The 16502-nt window shown below is 71.0% G+C and carries 13 protein-coding genes; 7 read left to right on the top strand and 6 right to left on the bottom strand.

The features are described 5' to 3' along the window. Nucleotides 1-10: 10 nt before the first annotated feature. Complete coding sequence (locus tag KIK09_RS40680; RefSeq protein ID WP_214324836.1) at nucleotides 11-151, top strand: hypothetical protein; 141 nt, start codon at nucleotides 11-13, stop codon at nucleotides 149-151. 287 nt (nucleotides 152-438) lie between these two features. Here KIK09_RS40680 and KIK09_RS40675 read toward each other — a convergent pair whose 3' ends face one another. From KIK09_RS40675 to KIK09_RS40665, 3 genes are all read right to left on the bottom strand, one after another. Continuing rightward, on the bottom strand, nucleotides 439-2289 hold the full coding sequence (locus tag KIK09_RS40675; protein ID WP_214324835.1) for a tetratricopeptide repeat-containing protein: 1851 nt from the start codon (nucleotides 2287-2289) through the stop codon (nucleotides 439-441). Next, nucleotides 2289-2528 carry a hypothetical protein gene (locus KIK09_RS40670; protein WP_214324834.1) on the bottom strand — a complete coding sequence of 80 codons (240 nt, stop codon included), beginning with the start codon at nucleotides 2526-2528 and terminating at the stop codon, nucleotides 2289-2291. The genes KIK09_RS40675 and KIK09_RS40670 overlap by 1 nt, the downstream gene beginning before the upstream one ends. Before the next feature lie 553 nt (nucleotides 2529-3081). Next, nucleotides 3082-3288 (bottom strand): DUF4158 domain-containing protein, encoded by a 207-nt coding sequence (locus tag KIK09_RS40665; RefSeq protein WP_250574580.1) that lies wholly within the window; start codon nucleotides 3286-3288, stop codon nucleotides 3082-3084. 631 nt (nucleotides 3289-3919) lie between these two features. Between KIK09_RS40665 and KIK09_RS40660 the strand changes: the two genes are divergently transcribed. Further along, entirely contained in the window at nucleotides 3920-7162 is a 3243-nt protein-coding gene (locus tag KIK09_RS40660) for an ATP-binding protein (protein WP_214324832.1), read from the top strand. Nucleotides 7163-7193: 31 nt separating this feature from the next. Here the strand turns inward: KIK09_RS40660 and KIK09_RS40655 are convergent, their stop codons facing one another. After that, nucleotides 7194-7895, bottom strand: a complete 702-nt coding sequence (locus KIK09_RS40655; RefSeq protein WP_214324831.1) for a hemerythrin domain-containing protein — start codon at nucleotides 7893-7895, stop codon at nucleotides 7194-7196. A 338-nt stretch (nucleotides 7896-8233) separates the two neighbouring features. Here KIK09_RS40655 and KIK09_RS40650 point away from each other — a divergent pair, with 338 nt between their 5' ends. Next, on the top strand, nucleotides 8234-8578 hold the full coding sequence (locus KIK09_RS40650) for a hypothetical protein (protein ID WP_214324830.1): 345 nt from the start codon (nucleotides 8234-8236) through the stop codon (nucleotides 8576-8578). Nucleotides 8579-8747: 169 nt separating this feature from the next. After that, complete coding sequence (locus KIK09_RS40645; protein WP_214324829.1) at nucleotides 8748-9089, top strand: tyrosine-type recombinase/integrase; 342 nt, start codon at nucleotides 8748-8750, stop codon at nucleotides 9087-9089. A 332-nt stretch (nucleotides 9090-9421) separates the two neighbouring features. On the opposite strand, the gene KIK09_RS40640 is transcribed toward KIK09_RS40645, so the two are convergent. Beyond that, a complete protein-coding gene (locus KIK09_RS40640; RefSeq protein ID WP_250574579.1) occupies nucleotides 9422-12643 on the bottom strand; it encodes an ATP-binding protein in 3222 nt (1073 codons plus the stop codon). Nucleotides 12644-12744: 101 nt separating this feature from the next. Between KIK09_RS40640 and KIK09_RS40635 the strand changes: the two genes are divergently transcribed. The 3 genes from KIK09_RS40635 to KIK09_RS40625 all read left to right on the top strand — a co-directional run bounded on the left by KIK09_RS40635 (nucleotide 12745) and on the right by KIK09_RS40625 (nucleotide 15221). Beyond that, nucleotides 12745-13383 (top strand): hemerythrin domain-containing protein, encoded by a 639-nt coding sequence (locus tag KIK09_RS40635; RefSeq protein ID WP_214324828.1) that lies wholly within the window; start codon nucleotides 12745-12747, stop codon nucleotides 13381-13383. A gap of 35 nt (nucleotides 13384-13418) precedes the next feature. After that, nucleotides 13419-13847 carry a DUF4267 domain-containing protein gene (locus KIK09_RS40630; protein WP_214324827.1) on the top strand — a complete coding sequence of 143 codons (429 nt, stop codon included), beginning with the start codon at nucleotides 13419-13421 and terminating at the stop codon, nucleotides 13845-13847. A gap of 63 nt (nucleotides 13848-13910) precedes the next feature. Continuing rightward, nucleotides 13911-15221 carry an FAD-binding oxidoreductase gene (locus KIK09_RS40625; RefSeq protein ID WP_214324826.1) on the top strand — a complete coding sequence of 437 codons (1311 nt, stop codon included), beginning with the start codon at nucleotides 13911-13913 and terminating at the stop codon, nucleotides 15219-15221. 184 nt (nucleotides 15222-15405) lie between these two features. Here KIK09_RS40625 and KIK09_RS40620 read toward each other — a convergent pair whose 3' ends face one another. Next, complete coding sequence (locus tag KIK09_RS40620; RefSeq protein ID WP_214324825.1) at nucleotides 15406-16413, bottom strand: helix-turn-helix transcriptional regulator; 1008 nt, start codon at nucleotides 16411-16413, stop codon at nucleotides 15406-15408. Nucleotides 16414-16502: the final 89 nt, after the last annotated feature.

Genomic DNA, 16502 nt, shown 5'->3' with positions numbered 1-16502 from the left:
TCGCCCCGACGTGAGCCCGGCCCGCACCGCAGAGGACATCGCAGACCTGTTGGAGGCGCTGCGACGGCAGACCAAGCACGGGCCCGCCCGGCTCTCCGCCGACCTTCAGCGGCTGCACGGCGTCACGCTCGCGCCCGCCACCGTGCACTGAATCCTCGTGAGATGAGGACTCAACCGGCTGCGCGACTTGGACCCGCCCACCGGCGAGCAGGTGCGCGAGGTCATCCGTTGATGTCTGGCTCTTCGAGCCACCGAGCGCTGCATCGACGGCCCGATGGTTATCTTAGGTTGCTGACCTCTTTCCCCAGGTCAAAGGAGGATGATCTCGTCTGGCACGTGAGGCACGTTGTGGCGAGACGGTCGGCGAAAGCGCGGAGTTCTGACTGCTGTCGGCTGAACTCCGAGCGGATCTCGGTCCTCGCGGATGATGTTCGGCGGCTACCCTTTCAACACCTTCCGCACGCGAGAAGGGAAGTGCGCCCCGGCGTTGAACATGCGGACGATCCACCTGGTCTTCGGATCATCGTCGTGCGCGAGCATGGTCACGTACCTCCTGATCCTCACGCCGAAGTCACGCGTCGTCTCGTCATGGAGGCCGCGGGACTCCGCGAGGCCGGTGAGGACGTCCCACCAGAGCAAGAGCACCAGGAACGTGTGGCCGACGTGCCACTTGAGGTCTTCCGCGTTCACGTAGGCCTCGGCAAGGTTCCACTTGGCCTGCAGGGTGAGGGAGTGGTGCCTGCCCAGGGCTCGTTCCGCGTCTGTGATGAGCTGCCTGTAGTGGGCGAAGGCCTGACGGTACTGCTTTCGCCGTTCAAAGAGGCTGCCAAGTTCGAGCCGGGTCTCCAAGGTGTCGAGATCACCGGGGCCGAGCACCCGCTGCTTGTCCGCGACGATCCGCTCGAACTCGCCGATCGTGACATCGAGTGGATCGAGTGGCGTACGTAGGATGGCCCGGCTCGTCCGCATCGACAGCAGGGCCGGATGGTCAGATCCCACGTGCTCGGCCATCGCCTTCTCGAAGAAGGCGATGGCCTCCTGCGCCGACACCGTGCGCTCCAGGTGGAAGCCGAAGGCGTCAGCGAGCCAGGCCGAAGCGTCGTCGAGCTCGGCGAGGCCGCCGGCCGCGATGTACGCGGCGAGGTGTGGAGCCAGCCGGCTCGACGGCTCCGGTCCGTCCTTCCACGCGGTCCGCAGGGCCTGGCCCGCCGCGCGCCGGGACTCGGGGTTCCGGCTGACCGCCTGCACCAGCCGGTGCACCGAGAGCGTGTTTTCCGACCGGGTGACCAGCCCGTATGCGGCGAGGTGGCCGACGGCGATCTCGGCTTCTCCGGGGAGCAGGCTGATCGGGATGTCGTCGGGAGCGACCCAGGCCAGGATTCCCAGGAGCCGCATTGGTAACGGCCCGTGCTGAGCGGCGATGCGGTCCAAGGTGACCTGCCAGGTCCACCTCACAGTCCGGTCGAGCTCCCCGCCCGCATGCGTCCACTCCAGCACCGCGCCGTCATAGTCAGAAAGGCGCCTCAGGTAGGTCCGCGCGGGGACGCGGTTCTGAGACATGTAGTGGCCGGCCATCTCGATGGCGAGCGGCAGCCCGCCCAGTGCCAGGCAGACCTCCTCGGCGCCGTCGAGGAGGTCGCGGTCGGCCACGCGCCTGGCCACCATCTGCACGGCTTCGTGGATGGGCAGCACGCCCAGCTGGATGGGAGGGGCGACGCCCTCCCAGCCGACGGTCTGGCGGCTGGTCACCAGGAACCGCCCGCTGGGAAGCGAGCCGATCAGCTCCGCGACCACCGACGGCTGGGTCACGTTATCGAGGATCACCAGCCAGTCCTTGTGACCGGCCAGCCACTCCTTGGCCCACTCGACGGGCCGCTCCGGCGAGTTCCCCGGATACAGCTGCCTGGCGAGTGCTTCCAGACCGAGGTCGATCTGGGCCGGATCCTCTGCGTCGATCCACCAGATGGGGTTGCGCTTGCCGCGCTGTGTCAGCGCGTACTGCGCAGCAAGCGTGGACTTCCCGATCCCACCGAGCCCCGTCAGAACCTGGGCGTTCCCGCCGGAGCGCCTTCTGAGGGTTTTGGCCAGCGCCGCAAACTCCTTCCCGCGCCCGACGAACAGGCGCGTGGCCGCTGGCGTCGAACGCAGCCGCACGACGCCAGGCGGGCTCTCCACGCTGGCGGCCGGAACCGGCGGCGGAGCCTGGACGGTGTTGTTGACGATGTTGATGGCGTCCGGGCCGGAAGAGACGATGCCCCTGTTGGTCCAGACCCAGATCTTCCACGCCATCAGGCACCGGGCGGGTTGATCTGGATGTTGGTCGCGTCGGCTCCGGTCGAGACGATGCCCGACACGTCGCCGGTCACGGTGACACCCTCTCTCGGTTCGGCCCCGCCTGTGCGGTCTGTGCGGTCTGTGCGGTCTGCCAGGGTCAGCCAGACCTGGCTGACCGCGCCCACGGTGACCAGCACGATCGTGGCCGCCAGCCATGCCCAGCCCCAGCGCTGGGTCAGCATCCCAGTGGTCACGTTGACAGCCGCGGCCATCACAACCGTTAGCGCGGCGGCGACACTCCGCTTCACCATCATCCCTCCCCGTCCCTGGAAGGTATTGTTCGCCGGGATCAGCCGCCACGCCAGGGCCTCAGGCTACGGCCTGCACTGCAGACCAGCCGCTGCAGGACATGGCGGTGGGGAAGGAGTGCGGCGTTACGGACCCAAGCCCGCACAACTGCGGGGCATTCGCGGACAACCTGTCCGAGTCCGCCATCCAGCAGAGGCGTGGAGGTCTCCCAGACTACGCTTCCGTACATCGCCAACGTGCCTTACGACCCTTGGATATCGGTCAGGCACGTTCCAATCCGCCCTAGCCCGGAGCCGGTGCGGGCGGTGATCACCAGTTCGTCGCCGACCACCCGGCACCACACATTCGTTCCTGCGTGCCCGTGCAGGAACGTCAAGAACCGCTTGGCCAGCACCCGGCCCTCCCACGACTCCCGATCGTCGAAGTCGTGCTAGCCGTAAACGTCCCGGATCATCCACGCGTGCTCATAGACCGTCTCCGGCCGCTCCCCGTACTTCTTCACCTGCGATGGTCCCCGATGCCCAACTGTTCGGCCAGGTAGTCCACCACCGGCCACGGCACGTCGAGCGGGTCCTCCAGGAACAGACCTTTGTGCCGGACCGTCCCGATCTGGATCGCCACGCCGAGGCGATGTGAATCCTGGCGCGAGCGCGCGATCACTTCCCGGTCGAAGGCGTCCAGGAAGAAGAACGGCAGCGTCGGCATCTCGATGAACCCCGCGTATGCCGCCCTCTGCTCATCAGACAAAAAATCCGCAGGCATGACCGACGACCGTAGGCACACCACCTAGCGGGGTCCCGGTAGCAATGGCGGAAAATTCAACGGATATAGCTCTGACCTGCAGAGATTCGCTCTTTGAGCAGGTCAAGGGGGTTGGCGGCCCATCCCGGGTTCGCATCAGACGCGAGATTCACGCATCCGATGCTGAACTCAGGGGCGCTCGGGGCGAAGGTTCTTCAGCGAGGGCGAACCCGAGGGCGCAGGACGTGCAGGCTGGTTTCGGCTCGAACATGCGGGATAAGTCGGGCTCTATAACGATCAGCAGTGCGTTTCCCCAGGTCGTGGTGCTCGATATCTCCTTCTATGTCAAACCGAGCAAACCAAGATCCATCTCAGCGCCAACGGCTGCCTCAGGCTCCTCGCCCCCGGAATACCACCTGATCATCATCTGCTCCAGCGCCGGGAAAGACAGCCTCGCCATGCTGGCCTACCTGGCCCAGCTCATCAAGGAACAGGGCTACCGCGGCCGAGTCGTCGTCGTGCACAACCACCTCGGCTACACTGCCTCCGGCCACCCCATCGTAAGATCGGACGACTTCGTGGGAGTGGTAGGGCATTGGACATTCGTGTGCTGGGCCCGCTGGAGATCGTCGGCGACGAGGGGCGGCCGTGCGGGATCGGCGCGCCGAAGCTGCGCGCGCTGGTGAACGTGCTGGTGCTGGCCGAGGGCAGGCCGGTGTCCCCGGCCACGCTGATCGACCGGTTGTGGGGCGAGGAGCCACCGGCCGAGGCGCAGGCGTCGCTGCACTCGTACGTGTCCAACCTGCGCCGCCTGCTTGAACCGGGACGCCCGGCCAGGGCGCAGAGCCGGTTGCTGACGTTCGGGCCGGTCGGATACACGCTGGCGATCGACCCCGATCAGGTGGACGCGGCGCGCTTCCTGCGCCTGGTCGGGCAGGCCGAGCAGGCGGCCGAGCCCGCCGAGGCGGAACGGCTGGCGGGCGAGGCGCTGGCGCTGTGGCGCGGCGAACCGTACCAGGACCTGGACGATCAGGCGTACGTGGGCGCCGTCAGGGCGCGCCTCACCGAGGCCAGGGAGCGGGCCCGCGAGCTGCGCGTGGACGCGGTGATCCGGCAGGACCGCCACGGCGAGCTGCTGGGCGAGCTGGAGATGCTGACGCGCGAGCACCCGCTGCGCGAGCGGCTGTGGGCGCTGCGGGCGCTGGCGCTCTACCGGTGCGGCCGCCAGGGCGAGGCGCTGGAGGCGCTGCGCACGGCCCGGCGGATCCTGGCCGAGGAGCTCGGCATCGACCCGGGCGAGGAGCTGCGCGAGCTGGAAGGTGACATCCTCGGCCAGTCCCCCGCGCTGCTCCCCCAGCGGCCGCCCATGCCCGAACCGCAACCGGCCGGGCGCGGCATCGCGGGCCGGGAGGACGAGCTGGCCGCGCTGGACGGGCTGCTCGACGCGGCGGCGGCGAACCAGCCCGGGTTCGCGCTGATCACCGGGGAGCCGGGGATCGGCAAGACGCGGCTGGCCGAGGAGCTGGTGAGCCGGGCCCGCGCCCGGGGGTTCACGGTCGCGGTGGGGCGGTGCGCGGCGACGGAGGGCGCTCCGGCGTTCTGGCCGTGGGTGGCGGTGCTGGAGCGGCTGGCCGACACGCTGCCGCCGCTGCCCGCCGACGTGCGGGCGAACCTGCCCGGCGTCAACTCCGCGACCGGCAACGACCCCGAGGGCGCGCGGTTCCGCACCTATGAGGCGGCGGCGCGGGCCCTGGCCGCGGCCCAGCAGCCGGTGCTGGTGGTGCTGGACGACCTGCACTGGGCGGACCGCTCCTCGCTGCGCCTGCTGGGCTACCTGGCCGGGTACGTGCTGGGCGGCAGGCTGGCCGTGGTGGGCACGGCACGCACCTGGCCGCCGCCTGAGGGCGCGCTGGCCGAGGCGTTCGAGGCGCTGGCGCGGCGGCAGGCGTTGCGGCTGCCGCTGTCCGGGCTGTCCGCCTCCGACCTGGCCGGGCTGGCTCCCGAGGGCGCGGACGTTCGGGGGCTCAGGGAGCGTACGAACGGCAATCCGTTCTTCGTCACCGAGCTGGTGCGTTACCTGCGGGCCGGATCGCCGGGCGGCGGCACGCTGCCACTGGGCGTGCGCGACGTCGTGCTCGGCCGGGTGAACCGGCTGCCCGCGCCGTCCGCCGACTTCCTGCGGGTGGCGGCGGTCGCCGGGCGGGAGTTCGACGTGACGGTCGCGGCCGAGGCCGCCGGGCTGGACCTGGACACGGCACTGGACTGGCTGGAGCCCGCCATGGCCGCGGAACTGCTGACCGAGGGGCGGCCCGGGCGGTTCCTGTTCGTACACGCGCTGGTGCAGGAGGCGCTCACCGAGGTGGTGCCGGTGCTGCGCCGGGCCCGGCTGCACGCCGCCGTCGCCGCCGCGATCGAGTCGCGTACCGGCGGCCCCGCCTCGGACCGGCTGGCCGCCGCCGCGCACCACTGGCTGGAGGCCGTTCCCGCGGGCCACACCGCGCGGGCGTGGCGGGCGGCGTGGCGGGCGGCCGAGGAGGCCAAGCGGCTACGCGCGTACGACGCGGCCGTCGAGCTGCTCGAACGGGCGGACCGCGTGGCCGAGAACGACCTCGACGTGGGGTCGGCCGAGCGGATGGACCTGCTGTTCGCGCTGGCCGAGGCCAGGTTCGGGGCGGGCGACTCGCTGGGGCAGGAGGCCGAGCTGGCGCGCGTCCGCCACCTGGCCGGGCAGGCGGGCGACCGGCGGCGCCTGATCGAGGCCGCTACCGGGTACGGCGGCCGCATCCTGCAACCCTGGAAGGTCTACGGCGACCACGATCCGGACCTGGTGGCGGACCTGACGAAGCTGGCCGCCGACGAAGGGCTGGAGCCGCAGGCCCGCGCCCGGGTGCTGGCCTGCCTGACGCTCCAGACGTACTACGAGCCCGGCCGGGACCCGGCCGAGCGGGAGCTGTGGAGCGCCGAGGCGGTGCGGCTGGCCCGCCGCGAGAACGACGCGACGCTGCTGGGCCGGGTGCTGTTCGCCCGCTACTACGGGCTGCTCGACCCGGACCACGCGCGGCAGCGGCTGGAGGCGGGCGAGGAGATGGCCCGCGCCGGGCTGGAGGCGGGCGACGACGAGCTCCGCGCGATCGGGCTCATCTGCCAGGCCGGCACGCTGCTGGAGCTGTGCCGGGTGCGGGAGTCACGGGAGCCGATGGCCGAGGCGGCGCGGCTGATCGGGCGTATCCACATGCCGTATCTGCGCATCATGCTGGGCTGGCTGCGGCTCGGCCTGCTCGTGCAGCAGGGCGACCTGGACGCGGCCGAGGAACTGCTCGCGGCCACCGCGGCCGAGCAGCAGGCCACCTCGATGTGGGGGGTGGAGTCGAGCACGGCCGGGATCACGTACCTGGTGGAGCTCATGCGCCTGCGCCTCGGGGCGGCGGACGCGGTCCGGCCGCCGATGGACATGTCGCACGAGCCGCTCGACCCGTTCAACCTCGACGTGTACGCCCACTACCTGGTCGTCAGCGGCCGGCCGGAGGAGGCCCGGCAGGCGCTCGGCCCGTGGGAGCGGCAGCCGCCGATCCCACGCACGTTCGTGTACCTGTGCTGGCTGGTGCTGCGCTGTGAGCTCTGGGCCGCGCTGGGCGACCGGCAAGCCTGCGCCGCCCTGTACGAGGAGGCGTCCCCGTACGCCGACCGCATCGGGATCTCCGGCCTGGGCATGCTGTTGTGGCCGGTCAGCCGGTCGCTGGCGCAGCTGGCCGAGGCCCTGGGCGACACCGGGGCGGCGCGGCGGCACGCCGAGCACGCCGAACGCGTGGAACGGGAACTGGCCCAGCCCAGCGAGTAGGCGGGGACCGGCTCACCCCCAGAGGACCGGCTCAGCCCCACAGGTAGGCCGTGCGGCGCCGGTAGCGTCTCCCGGCCAGGTTGGAGATCATCAGCAGTTGCCGGGGCGCGGTCGCGCGCAGGTGGGCCTCGACGTCGGCAGGCACCTCGGCGCTGGTCCAGCCGACCAGCTTGACCAGCTTGTACAGGCCGTAGTCCTTCATGATCGTCTTGTGCATCTCCGCGTCCTCCTCCGGCGTGATGTGGGCCATCATCAGCGGGATGCCGTCGGTCTCCTCGTGCGCGAGGTGCGCGCCGAGGGTGTCGGCCAGCGTGCGCAGGGCGGTCGTGAGCCGCTCGCGCCCCTGCTCGGACGGTCCGGAGTCGAACGCCTGGAACGCCTCGGTGCTCTCGCGGATCCAGTGGTCGCACGCCTCGTGCTCGGCCTCCAGCGCGTCGATCGTGCCGATCGCCCCCGGGGCCCGCTCGCGCAGCCGCGGCCAGATCTTCTCGTCCTCGGCGGTGTGGTGGTGGTGCAGGACGAACAGGACCCACGCGTGGTGCTCGCGCAGCGCTGAGACGCGCCGCCGGTCGTCGAGGCGGATCCGGCCGATCGCGGTGAGCAGGTGGCCGAGGTCGCGGCGGAAGCCGTAGTGCGCGAGGTACATGTTGGCCATGTCGAGCGGCCCGGGGGCGGCGGCGGCCTGGCCGGGCAGCATGATCTGCGGGACGTTCGGGTGGTCGGCGGTATGCACGATGCGCTCCTTCTCTACGATGTGCCGCCATCGTGACCGCCCGCCCTTGGGCCGTTCTGGAACGCCGGGCTCAAGAGCGGCCCAAGACCTTTGATCCGAGAGCGCGCAGGACGAGGGAGCCTGCCGCAGGAGTCGCCGCCCTACCGCAAGGCCGGAACCGGCGATAGCGGGCCACTTGCTCATTCGAGAGGAAATCCACACGCATGAGCAGGCACGCTAGGGCGCTCAACCAGGGCAAACAGCCCTGGTCACCGAATCGTCGTCAAGATCGCTTTTGTAGCGCCAAAATCCGGTCCGATCCTCCCCGGAGGCCGATCGAGGTCGCCCCCACCCCGTCCGTGATCATCGCCAGCGACCCGGCCGTCATCGCCGAGTTGTGCGGCGCCAGGGCGCTCCGCAAGCTGAGCCTGCGGCAGATCGCCCCCACGGTCGCCCTGGGCGCCCTGCCACCCGAGGAGACCCTGCGGCTGCTCCGCCGGTCGGGCCACGCGCCGGTCGCCGTGTCCTCGGACGGGACGATCAAGGCGGAGTCCGCCCCACGCCGGCGCCTCCCGGTGGAGGCCGCCGACCGGCACGACGACGCCGCCGCGGCGACCGCGATCCTCCAGGGCGGCAAGACGAGCACGACCGACGAGGCACTGGCCATGGCCGCCGTCACCGGCGAAGTGATCGTCATCGTGTAGCGGCGCCACGAGCACTACATCGAGGACCTCACCATCGCCGGCACCGTGGTGAGCGGCTACTGCCACGACTGCGACGCGGACCACGGCTTCGAACGCGCCGAGATCAAAAAAGCGTACCTGCTCTGAGCGGCGAGCCGGAGCCCCCGGGGCCGGGCACTTCTCCTGCCGGATGTCTCACAACCAATACGAGCGGGACGAGGTCGAGCAGGCCGCCGGGGTGGACCTGGTGTTCGTGAACCTGTTCCATGCCCCGCTGGGTCGGCCGATGAAGTACGGCAGCGCCTATGAGCTGTTTTGCCGGCTGGCCGCCCGGGCCGGGTTCCGGGCCCGATCCCATGTGCTCCGGCACTCGGCGATCACGAGGATGGCGGGAGTGGACCGCAGGGTGGTCCAGGAGATCGCCGGGCACATCTCGGCCTCCTCCCAGGATCCTTACTGCCATGTCACCGATGCCGACAAGCGCGAGGCGGTGGAGATGGTGGCTGAGCGGCGAAGGCAGTCGCGGCCGTGAGCGGCCAGGACAACGTGCTCGCCTTCCCGCCTGGCGAACTGGGCGGCGAGGGTTCGGGGCGCTGGCGGCGCCGGAGGCGGCCTGGGAGCAGTGGCTGGTGGCGAACACGCCGACACCTTGGCGGCCCGGCGAGTGGGACGCGGCGATATGGCTGTTCACCGGCAATGTCGACAACCGGTCCACGGTGGCCTACCGCTGCACGGTCGCGGCTTGTGATCGGACCTCGCGCACCCAGGTCTTGTGTGATCTGGCGGCGCACGCCGAGCTGGGCGGACAGGGCCCGAAGGCCGCCTATGTAACAGATGATGCAAGTTCTGCGTCACAGATGTGCGCTAGGTGGTTGTTCGCGACCGGGCCTCGGCGGCCCAGAGGGGTGCGTTCCATTGGTCGGCGATGGTGGCGGCCTGGGTGAAGTGGGCGGCGGCCTCGTGGTCGCGGCCGAGGAGTACGGCCAGCTCGCCGAGGGTGTGGGCGACCGGGCGCAGCGCCATCGCCAGGCTCGCGGCGCCCGCCGGGGGGCCGTTGCGGTGCGGAAGCAGCGTCGCGTAGATCTCCTCGGCGGCGTCGCGGTCGTTCAAGGCGACGATGGCCATCGCACGCAACGTTGTGAGGAAGGTGAAGAAGAAGTCGGGGCGGATCGGGCTGGGTGACGCGCGCACCTCGCGGGCTTCGGCGTCCAGGCCGTTGGCGTGGAGGGCGAGCGCGAGCAGGTCGGAGGTCATGGTGCCGAGCACGGCGTGGAGGGCGCGCACGTCGTCCAGGTGCGCGCCGAGCGTGCCCTCGTTCAGCCAGATCGTGGCCAGGGCGAGTTGGAGAAAGCCCGTGGCGTGCACCGATCCGATGCGCCGCATGCCCTCGTCAGCCTTGATGTAGAGGAGTTCGGCGTCGGCGAACCGGCCTTCGATGAGCGCCAAGCTCGCCAGCGTGATCTCGGCGACGGCGATCGCCTCGCGCATTCGGTAGGTGCGCGCGAGTTCCAGAGCCTCGGTGATCACCTGGTGCATGGTCACCGGGTCGTTGGCGGCGGCGGCGACGCCGGCATGGTTGAGCAGCCCGGTGACGCGGTAGACCGGCAGGTCATGCTCGGTGCCGATCTCCACGAGCTCCCGGCAGAGCTCGGCGTCGCCGTGGACTTCGGCCAGGATCTCGAGTGCCGCGGCCCGCAACCGGGGTTCGGTGGCGAGGTCGAGTGCCTCCTGCGCTGCCTCCAGAACGGTCGGGTCGTCCTCGCCGACCAGTTCGTGCGCGTACGCCGTCAGGAGCCGGGACCGCACCGCAGGGGTCAGTTCGCGCTTCAGCAGGCGACTCAGGCGGTCGACGACCGGCCGGTCCACTGTGCCGTACGTACGGGCCTGCCAAGGGGTCGGCTCTGTCCACGCGGTGAATGCGGCGATCATCAGGTCGTCGCGGCCCAGGGACTCTGCGTAGTCCACGGCTTCACGGCGTGTCTCGCGGGCGGCTGTGACGGCTCCCGCCCGGATCTGCGCGCGCAGCAGCCTGCCGAGCAATTCGACGCGTTCGTCCGGTCCGGTCGAGTTGGTGACGGCGTCGGCGAGGAGGTCGGCCGCCACGTCGTGGGCGTAGCGGGCCTCGGCGAGCTCGGCGGCCTGGACGCAGTAGCCGACAGCCTTCGGTGAGCCGGCGCGCGCGTAGTGATGGGCCAGCGCCGCGATGTCGTCGGTGCCTTCAAGAGCGGCGGCGATCCGGGCGTGCATCCGGGTAGCACGCAATCTGCTGACGTCGGCGATGAGCGTGTCCCTGACGAGGGCGTGGACGAAGCGGATGAGGCCTGGGCCGGGCTCGTCGAGGAGCCCGGCGATGACGCCCGCGTCCAGGGCGTCCATCACCCCGTCCTCGTCGGTGTCGGCGGCCTTGACGAGGACGTCCACCGAGCTTTCCCGGCCTGCGACCGCGGCCAGCCGGAGGACGGACACGCCTCCCTCGGGCAGGCGCGCGAACCGGCGGCGCAGGACGTCCCGTACGCCCTCGGGGACCTCGGAGAGGGCGACCAGCGCGCCTTCGCCGTTCAGCAGCCGGGCGCTTTCGCGCACGTAGAACGGGTTGCCGCCGGTGCGCTCGGCGATCCCTGCGATGGTCTCCTCGTCGGTCTCGCATTCGGCCCGTACGAGCTCCGCGACCGCCTCGTCGTTCAGCCCCGGCAGCGCCAAGCGCAGGGGCGTGGCGCGCGCGAGGGAGGCCAGCGTTTCGGTGAGGTGCCCGCTCTCGTCCGCGCGGTACGCGGCGACGACCAGGATCGGGGCCCGCATGCCGAGGCCGCCGCCGAGCAGTTCCAGCGTGGTGGCGTCCGCCCAGTGCAGGTCGTCCAGCACGACGGCGACCGGGCGTTCCGCGGCGACCGCCGCGAGCCACTTCCACACGGCCTGGCGCAGGCGGAACCGTCCAGCGGTGGCGTCGGCGTTCACCGGCTCGGTGTCGGTGAGCAGCGGCGCGAGGTCGTCCGCGAACTCGCCCGGCGACGTGGACGCGGCGACGGCTCTCAGCGCCTCAGTCCAGGCCCACGCGGGCGGCGCGCTGTCGACCTCGGGGCAGCGGCCGACGGCGACCAGCCACCCGTCACGTTCGAGCCGCCTGCCGAGGTGTTCCAGCAGCGTCGACTTGCCGAGCCCGGCCTCGCCGGTGACAAGGGCGATACGGGCTCCGTCGGTGGCGGCCCCGGTGGCGGCCGTGACCAGTGCCGACAGCTGTGCCTCGCGTCCGACGAACGGCGCCTCGACGGTCGGAGCCGTCCCCGGGAGAGGGACCACCTGCGGCAGCGGGGGTGGGGGTACGGTCGCGCGTAGGACGTCTGTGCGCTGGGTGAGGATCGCCTCCTCCAACGCCGTCAGGTCCGGGCCAGGGTCGAGCCCGAGCTCCTCGGCGAGGATGCCGCGGGCGCGGCGGATCGTCGCCAGCGCGTCGGCTTGGCGGCCGGTGCTCCACAGTGCCAAGGCGTGCAGCCGCCAGCCTTCCTCGCGGAGGGGCTCGTCGCGGGTGAGCCGCTCGGCCTCGGGAACCACCGCGGCGGGATCGCCGATGCGCAGACCCGCCGCGACGTGCAGCTCGGTGGCGACCAAGCGCAGCTCGTTCAGCCGGGCCGTCTCGGCGGTGGCCCACGGCTCGTCGGCGACCTCGGCGAAGGCCGGTCCCTGCCACAGCCCTAGCGCCTCGGCGAGCCGAGCCTGGGCGGCGCGTAGGTCGGTGTCCGTACGCGCTTGGCCCAGCAGGTCCTCGAACCGCCACGCGTCCACCGCCTCCGGTGGCAGCCGCAGCGCATAACCCGGCGCCGCGCTCACCAGCAGCCGGGCCGGCGTGCGCGGCGGACGTCCGGGCTCCAGCAACCGACGCAGGTTGGACACATACGCCTGCAGGGACATCAGCGCCCGTGCGGGCGGCTCCCCCCGCCACAGATCCTCGATCATCCGGTCGACCGGCACGACCTGCCCACGTGCCGCCACCAGCAACGCCAGCACGCCCCGCTGCCGCGGCCCGCCGAGGTGAACGGCCTCACCGTTCACCTCGGCTGCGAATGAGCCCAGCACCCGGATGAAGACCATGATCTGCACATCGTATGTGGACGTTCCAAATCGGCTCCAAGTCCCCTCCAAATACCCAGGAGCAGCCTGAACACGTCGGGAACGAACGAAGGCAGGAACCGATGAGCGTCAACACCCAGGACATGGAGATCGTCCACCGCGTGCTCCGCCGTGAGTCACGGCTGCTGGTGGAGCTCGTCGCGGCCGTCACCCCGGGTGACACCGCTCGCGCCAAGGTGATCGCCGACCACTTCCGCGTCTACCGCATGGGCCTGCACAACCATCACGAGGGCGAGGACGAGCTGCTGTGGCCGCCGCTCCTTTCCCGGGTGGACCTGGAGGCCGACATCGTCCTGCGCATGCAGGCCCAGCACGAACGCATCGCGGCCACCATGACCAGGCTGGACGTCGCGGTCCCCGCCTGGGCGGCCACCGCGGGCGCCGACGAACGCGACACCCTCGTGGCCGCCCTCTCCGAGCACCGCGCGGTCCTGCTGGAACACCTCGACGAGGAGGAGGCCACCCTCCTCCCGCTCGCGGCCAAGCACATCACCGAGCAGGAGTGGGCCTCCCTGGGCGACCACCTGGTGAACAACACTCCCAAGCTCACCCTGCTCACGCTCTTCGGCGCCGTCCTGGAAGACGCGAACCCGGCCGAGCGCGCCATCGTCCTCAGCGGCCTCGCCACCCCGGTCCGGGTCATCTGGCACGTCATCGGCCGCCCCCGCTACGCCCGCCACATCCGCCGTGTCCGCGGCTGAACCCTGCCCAGTCTGAACATCGAAGGAGAACAACCATGTCGCTGAAGAAGCTCAATACCGTCCTGGCCACCGCCGTCGTCCTGTTCACCCTCTACCTCGGGTTGTCCTTTGTCCTGCCCCTCGGGACGTCCTTCCCGGGCCTGCCGAACTGGCCCTCTGACGACAGCGGCTTCTCCATCGTGAAGGGCAGCCGCGAAATCGCGATGGGCCTGGCCATGGGCATCCTGCTGGTGACGGGCCACCGCCGCTCATTGGCCTGGGTCCTGCTGATGGTGGCCGTCGCCCCGTTCGGCGACATGGTCAACGTCCTGGCCCACCACGGCTCCACAGCCGCCGCGTTCGGCATCCACGGCCTGACCTCGGCGCTGATCGCGGTCACTGGGTTGCTGATCCTCCGCGAGACCAGCAAGGCGCGCAAGGCCCAAGAGACCGCCACCCCAGCGCCCGCCGCGCAGCCCGCCTGACGTCCCGTAGTGCAGCACGGTATTCCTTCGCATTTTCTGAGAACTCGAACAAGGGAGACGACGATGACGATCAACGATCTGCGCGGTGTCCTCAAGGGGCGCGTGCTCCTCGCCGATGACGACGGCTTCGAACAGGCGACCACCGCATGGAATCTGACCGTCAGGCAGCCGGTGGCGGCCGTGGCGGAGGCCGCGGATGCCGATGACGTGGCGGCGCTCGTGCGTTACGCGCGGCGGGCGGGAATGACGGTGACCGCGCAGCCGAGCGGGCATGGCGCCTCCGGTGATGTGGAAGGCCTGATCCTGTTGCGTACCGGCCTGCTGAACGAGGTGGAGGTACGCGCGCAGGAGCGCGTGGTCCGGGTGGGCGCGGGCGTGAAGTGGGGGCAGGTGCTGGCGGCGGCCGGTCCGCTGGGTCTTACTGGCCTGGCCGGCAGCGCGCCGGGGGTCAGCGTGACCGGCTACACCCTGGGCGGTGGGGTCGGCTGGTTCAGCCGCAAGTACGGCTTCGCCTCCGACAGCGTGCGGGCTATCGACATCGTGGACGCCGATGGCGAGCCGGGCCGGGTGACCGCCGAGGCCGATCCCGAGCTGTTCTGGGCGCTGCGCGGCGGTGGCGGGGACTTCGCGATGGTGACCGCCCTCGAACTCGAGCTGTATCCCGAGCCAGTCCTGTACGGCGGGCGCGTGATCTGGCCGGAGCACCGGACCAGGGAGGTGTACGACGCGTTCCTGGAGATCACCGCCGAGGCGCCGCGTGAACTCAGTGTCTGGATCAACCGGCTCCAGCCACCCGGCGCGTCGCCGATGGTGACGCTGGATCTGGTCTACCTGGGTGAGGCGGCTCACGGGGAGGACCTGCTGGCGCGCATCGACAAGATCGGGGGCGCGATCTCCGACAGCCGCGGCGTCGTCCCGGTTGCCGACCTGGGTGACATCACCGCCGAGCCCACCGATCCGGCCCCATCCATCGCTCGTGCGGAGTTGCTCACCGGCCTGGACGCGGACGCGGTGGAGCTCCTGCTGGCCAAGCCGGTCGAACCGCTCATCAACGTGCAGATCAGGCACCTGGGCGGGGCGCTCGCCGAGCCGGGCGGCGGGGCCGGTGCGAGCGGCGCGGTGGCTGAGCCGTACCTGCTCGGCCTGGTGGGTCTCGGCCTGCCGCACGCGGCCGATGCGACGCGCGCCAAGCAGGCCGAGGTCGTGGCCGACCTGGAGGCCTACATCAGCGGCCGCAAGCCGTACACCGTGCTGTCCCCCGGTGACACGGCGGCGAAGTCCTTCTCCGGCAGCGCGCTCGCGCGGCTGCGGGAGATCAAGCGGGCCCGCGACCCGCACAACGTGTTCCGCGCGAACTACCCGGTGCTCGGATAGATCGGTTCCCCGCAGGTCACGGCCCCTCCGCCCACCGGGCGGAGGGGCTATCCACACCATCGGCGGCGGGCCCCGCCCCGAGACCGAGGGACCGATACCGCCTCCTACTCCGACACCGTGAGCGGTGTTCGCCGGTGCTTTGCTCGCGCGAGACCCTTAGGCGTGACGGCCTGGTGAGTCGGCTTCAGCGTGGGTCGGCGGCGAAGGTGAAGGCTGCGGCTCGGTCCCGCAGCAAGGCGGCGAGCTCGGGAGAGTCGATCACCTCGAAGGGCCATCGCACCCACAGCAGGCCGCCGGCGAGGACCTCGAGACGTACGTCGGCGATGCGCCAGTGTGTCGCCGCCTGACCGGTGGCGGTTGTCGTCGGGGAGAAGTCCGCGGCGAAGCCACCCATGTACGCCTGTACCTGTTCGATCGGGGCGTGGATCAGGATCGTCGCTGTATGTTTCCGAGGCGGGGCGCCGAGCTGGCTGGTGACGAACGCGACCGGGTCGCCTCCGGGGACCTCCTGCGGCTCGAAGCGCACGCCCGTCGGTGATGCTCGCGTGATCCGATCGACGCGCAACACCCGCCAGCCACGGTCGAGGTCGCGGCACACGAGGAACCACCGGGTCTGCCGGGGCACCAGGGCGGCAGGCTCGACGTGGCGCGGGGACTCCCGTCCGGCGTCGGCACCCTCGGTGCTCATCACGCGCAGTTGGACCCGCTCCGCATCCCGGCACGCCAGCGCCAGGACTGCCAGCACGTCGGCGTTCATCGGAGCCGGATACGCGCCGGCCACGGCGTTCGGTGTGCCGCCCAGGGCGACCGAGGAGCGCAGCGCCCGCACCCGCCGACGTACCGCCTGGGGCATCACCTGCTCCATCTTGGCCAGGGCGGTGAGCGCGACCTCTCCCCCGCCGGCGGCACCGTTAGCGGCTGATGAGGCGAGGGCGGCGGCCACGGCGAGCGCCTCATCAGGAGTGAAGACCAGCGGCGGCAGGTCGCTGCCCGTGGACAGTCGGTAGCCGCCTTCGGGGCCGCGACGTGCCTCGATGTGGTAGCCGAGGCCGCGCAGTCGCTCCACGTCCCGCCGGAGTGTGCGGCCGTCGACGCCGAGGCGGTCGGCGAGCTCGCCGCCGCTCCAGGACCGGCGGGCCTGGAGCAGCTCCAGCAGGCGCAGCGCCCGCTCAGTTGTGGTCTGTTCCGCCATGCTCGTCAAGTCTAGGAGAAATGCGGGCAGAAAATGACCTAAACCCTTCGTAGGTTGGAGTTCAAGCCGGACGGACCGGCACTACTTCC

Origin of the sequence: Nonomuraea sediminis, from assembly GCF_018531495.1 — a bacterium.
Classification (GTDB): Bacteria; Actinomycetota; Actinomycetes; order Streptosporangiales; family Streptosporangiaceae; genus Nonomuraea; species Nonomuraea sediminis.
The sequence above is the reverse complement of the archived record's forward strand: the minus strand, read 5'-3'. Positions and strand labels throughout refer to the sequence as shown.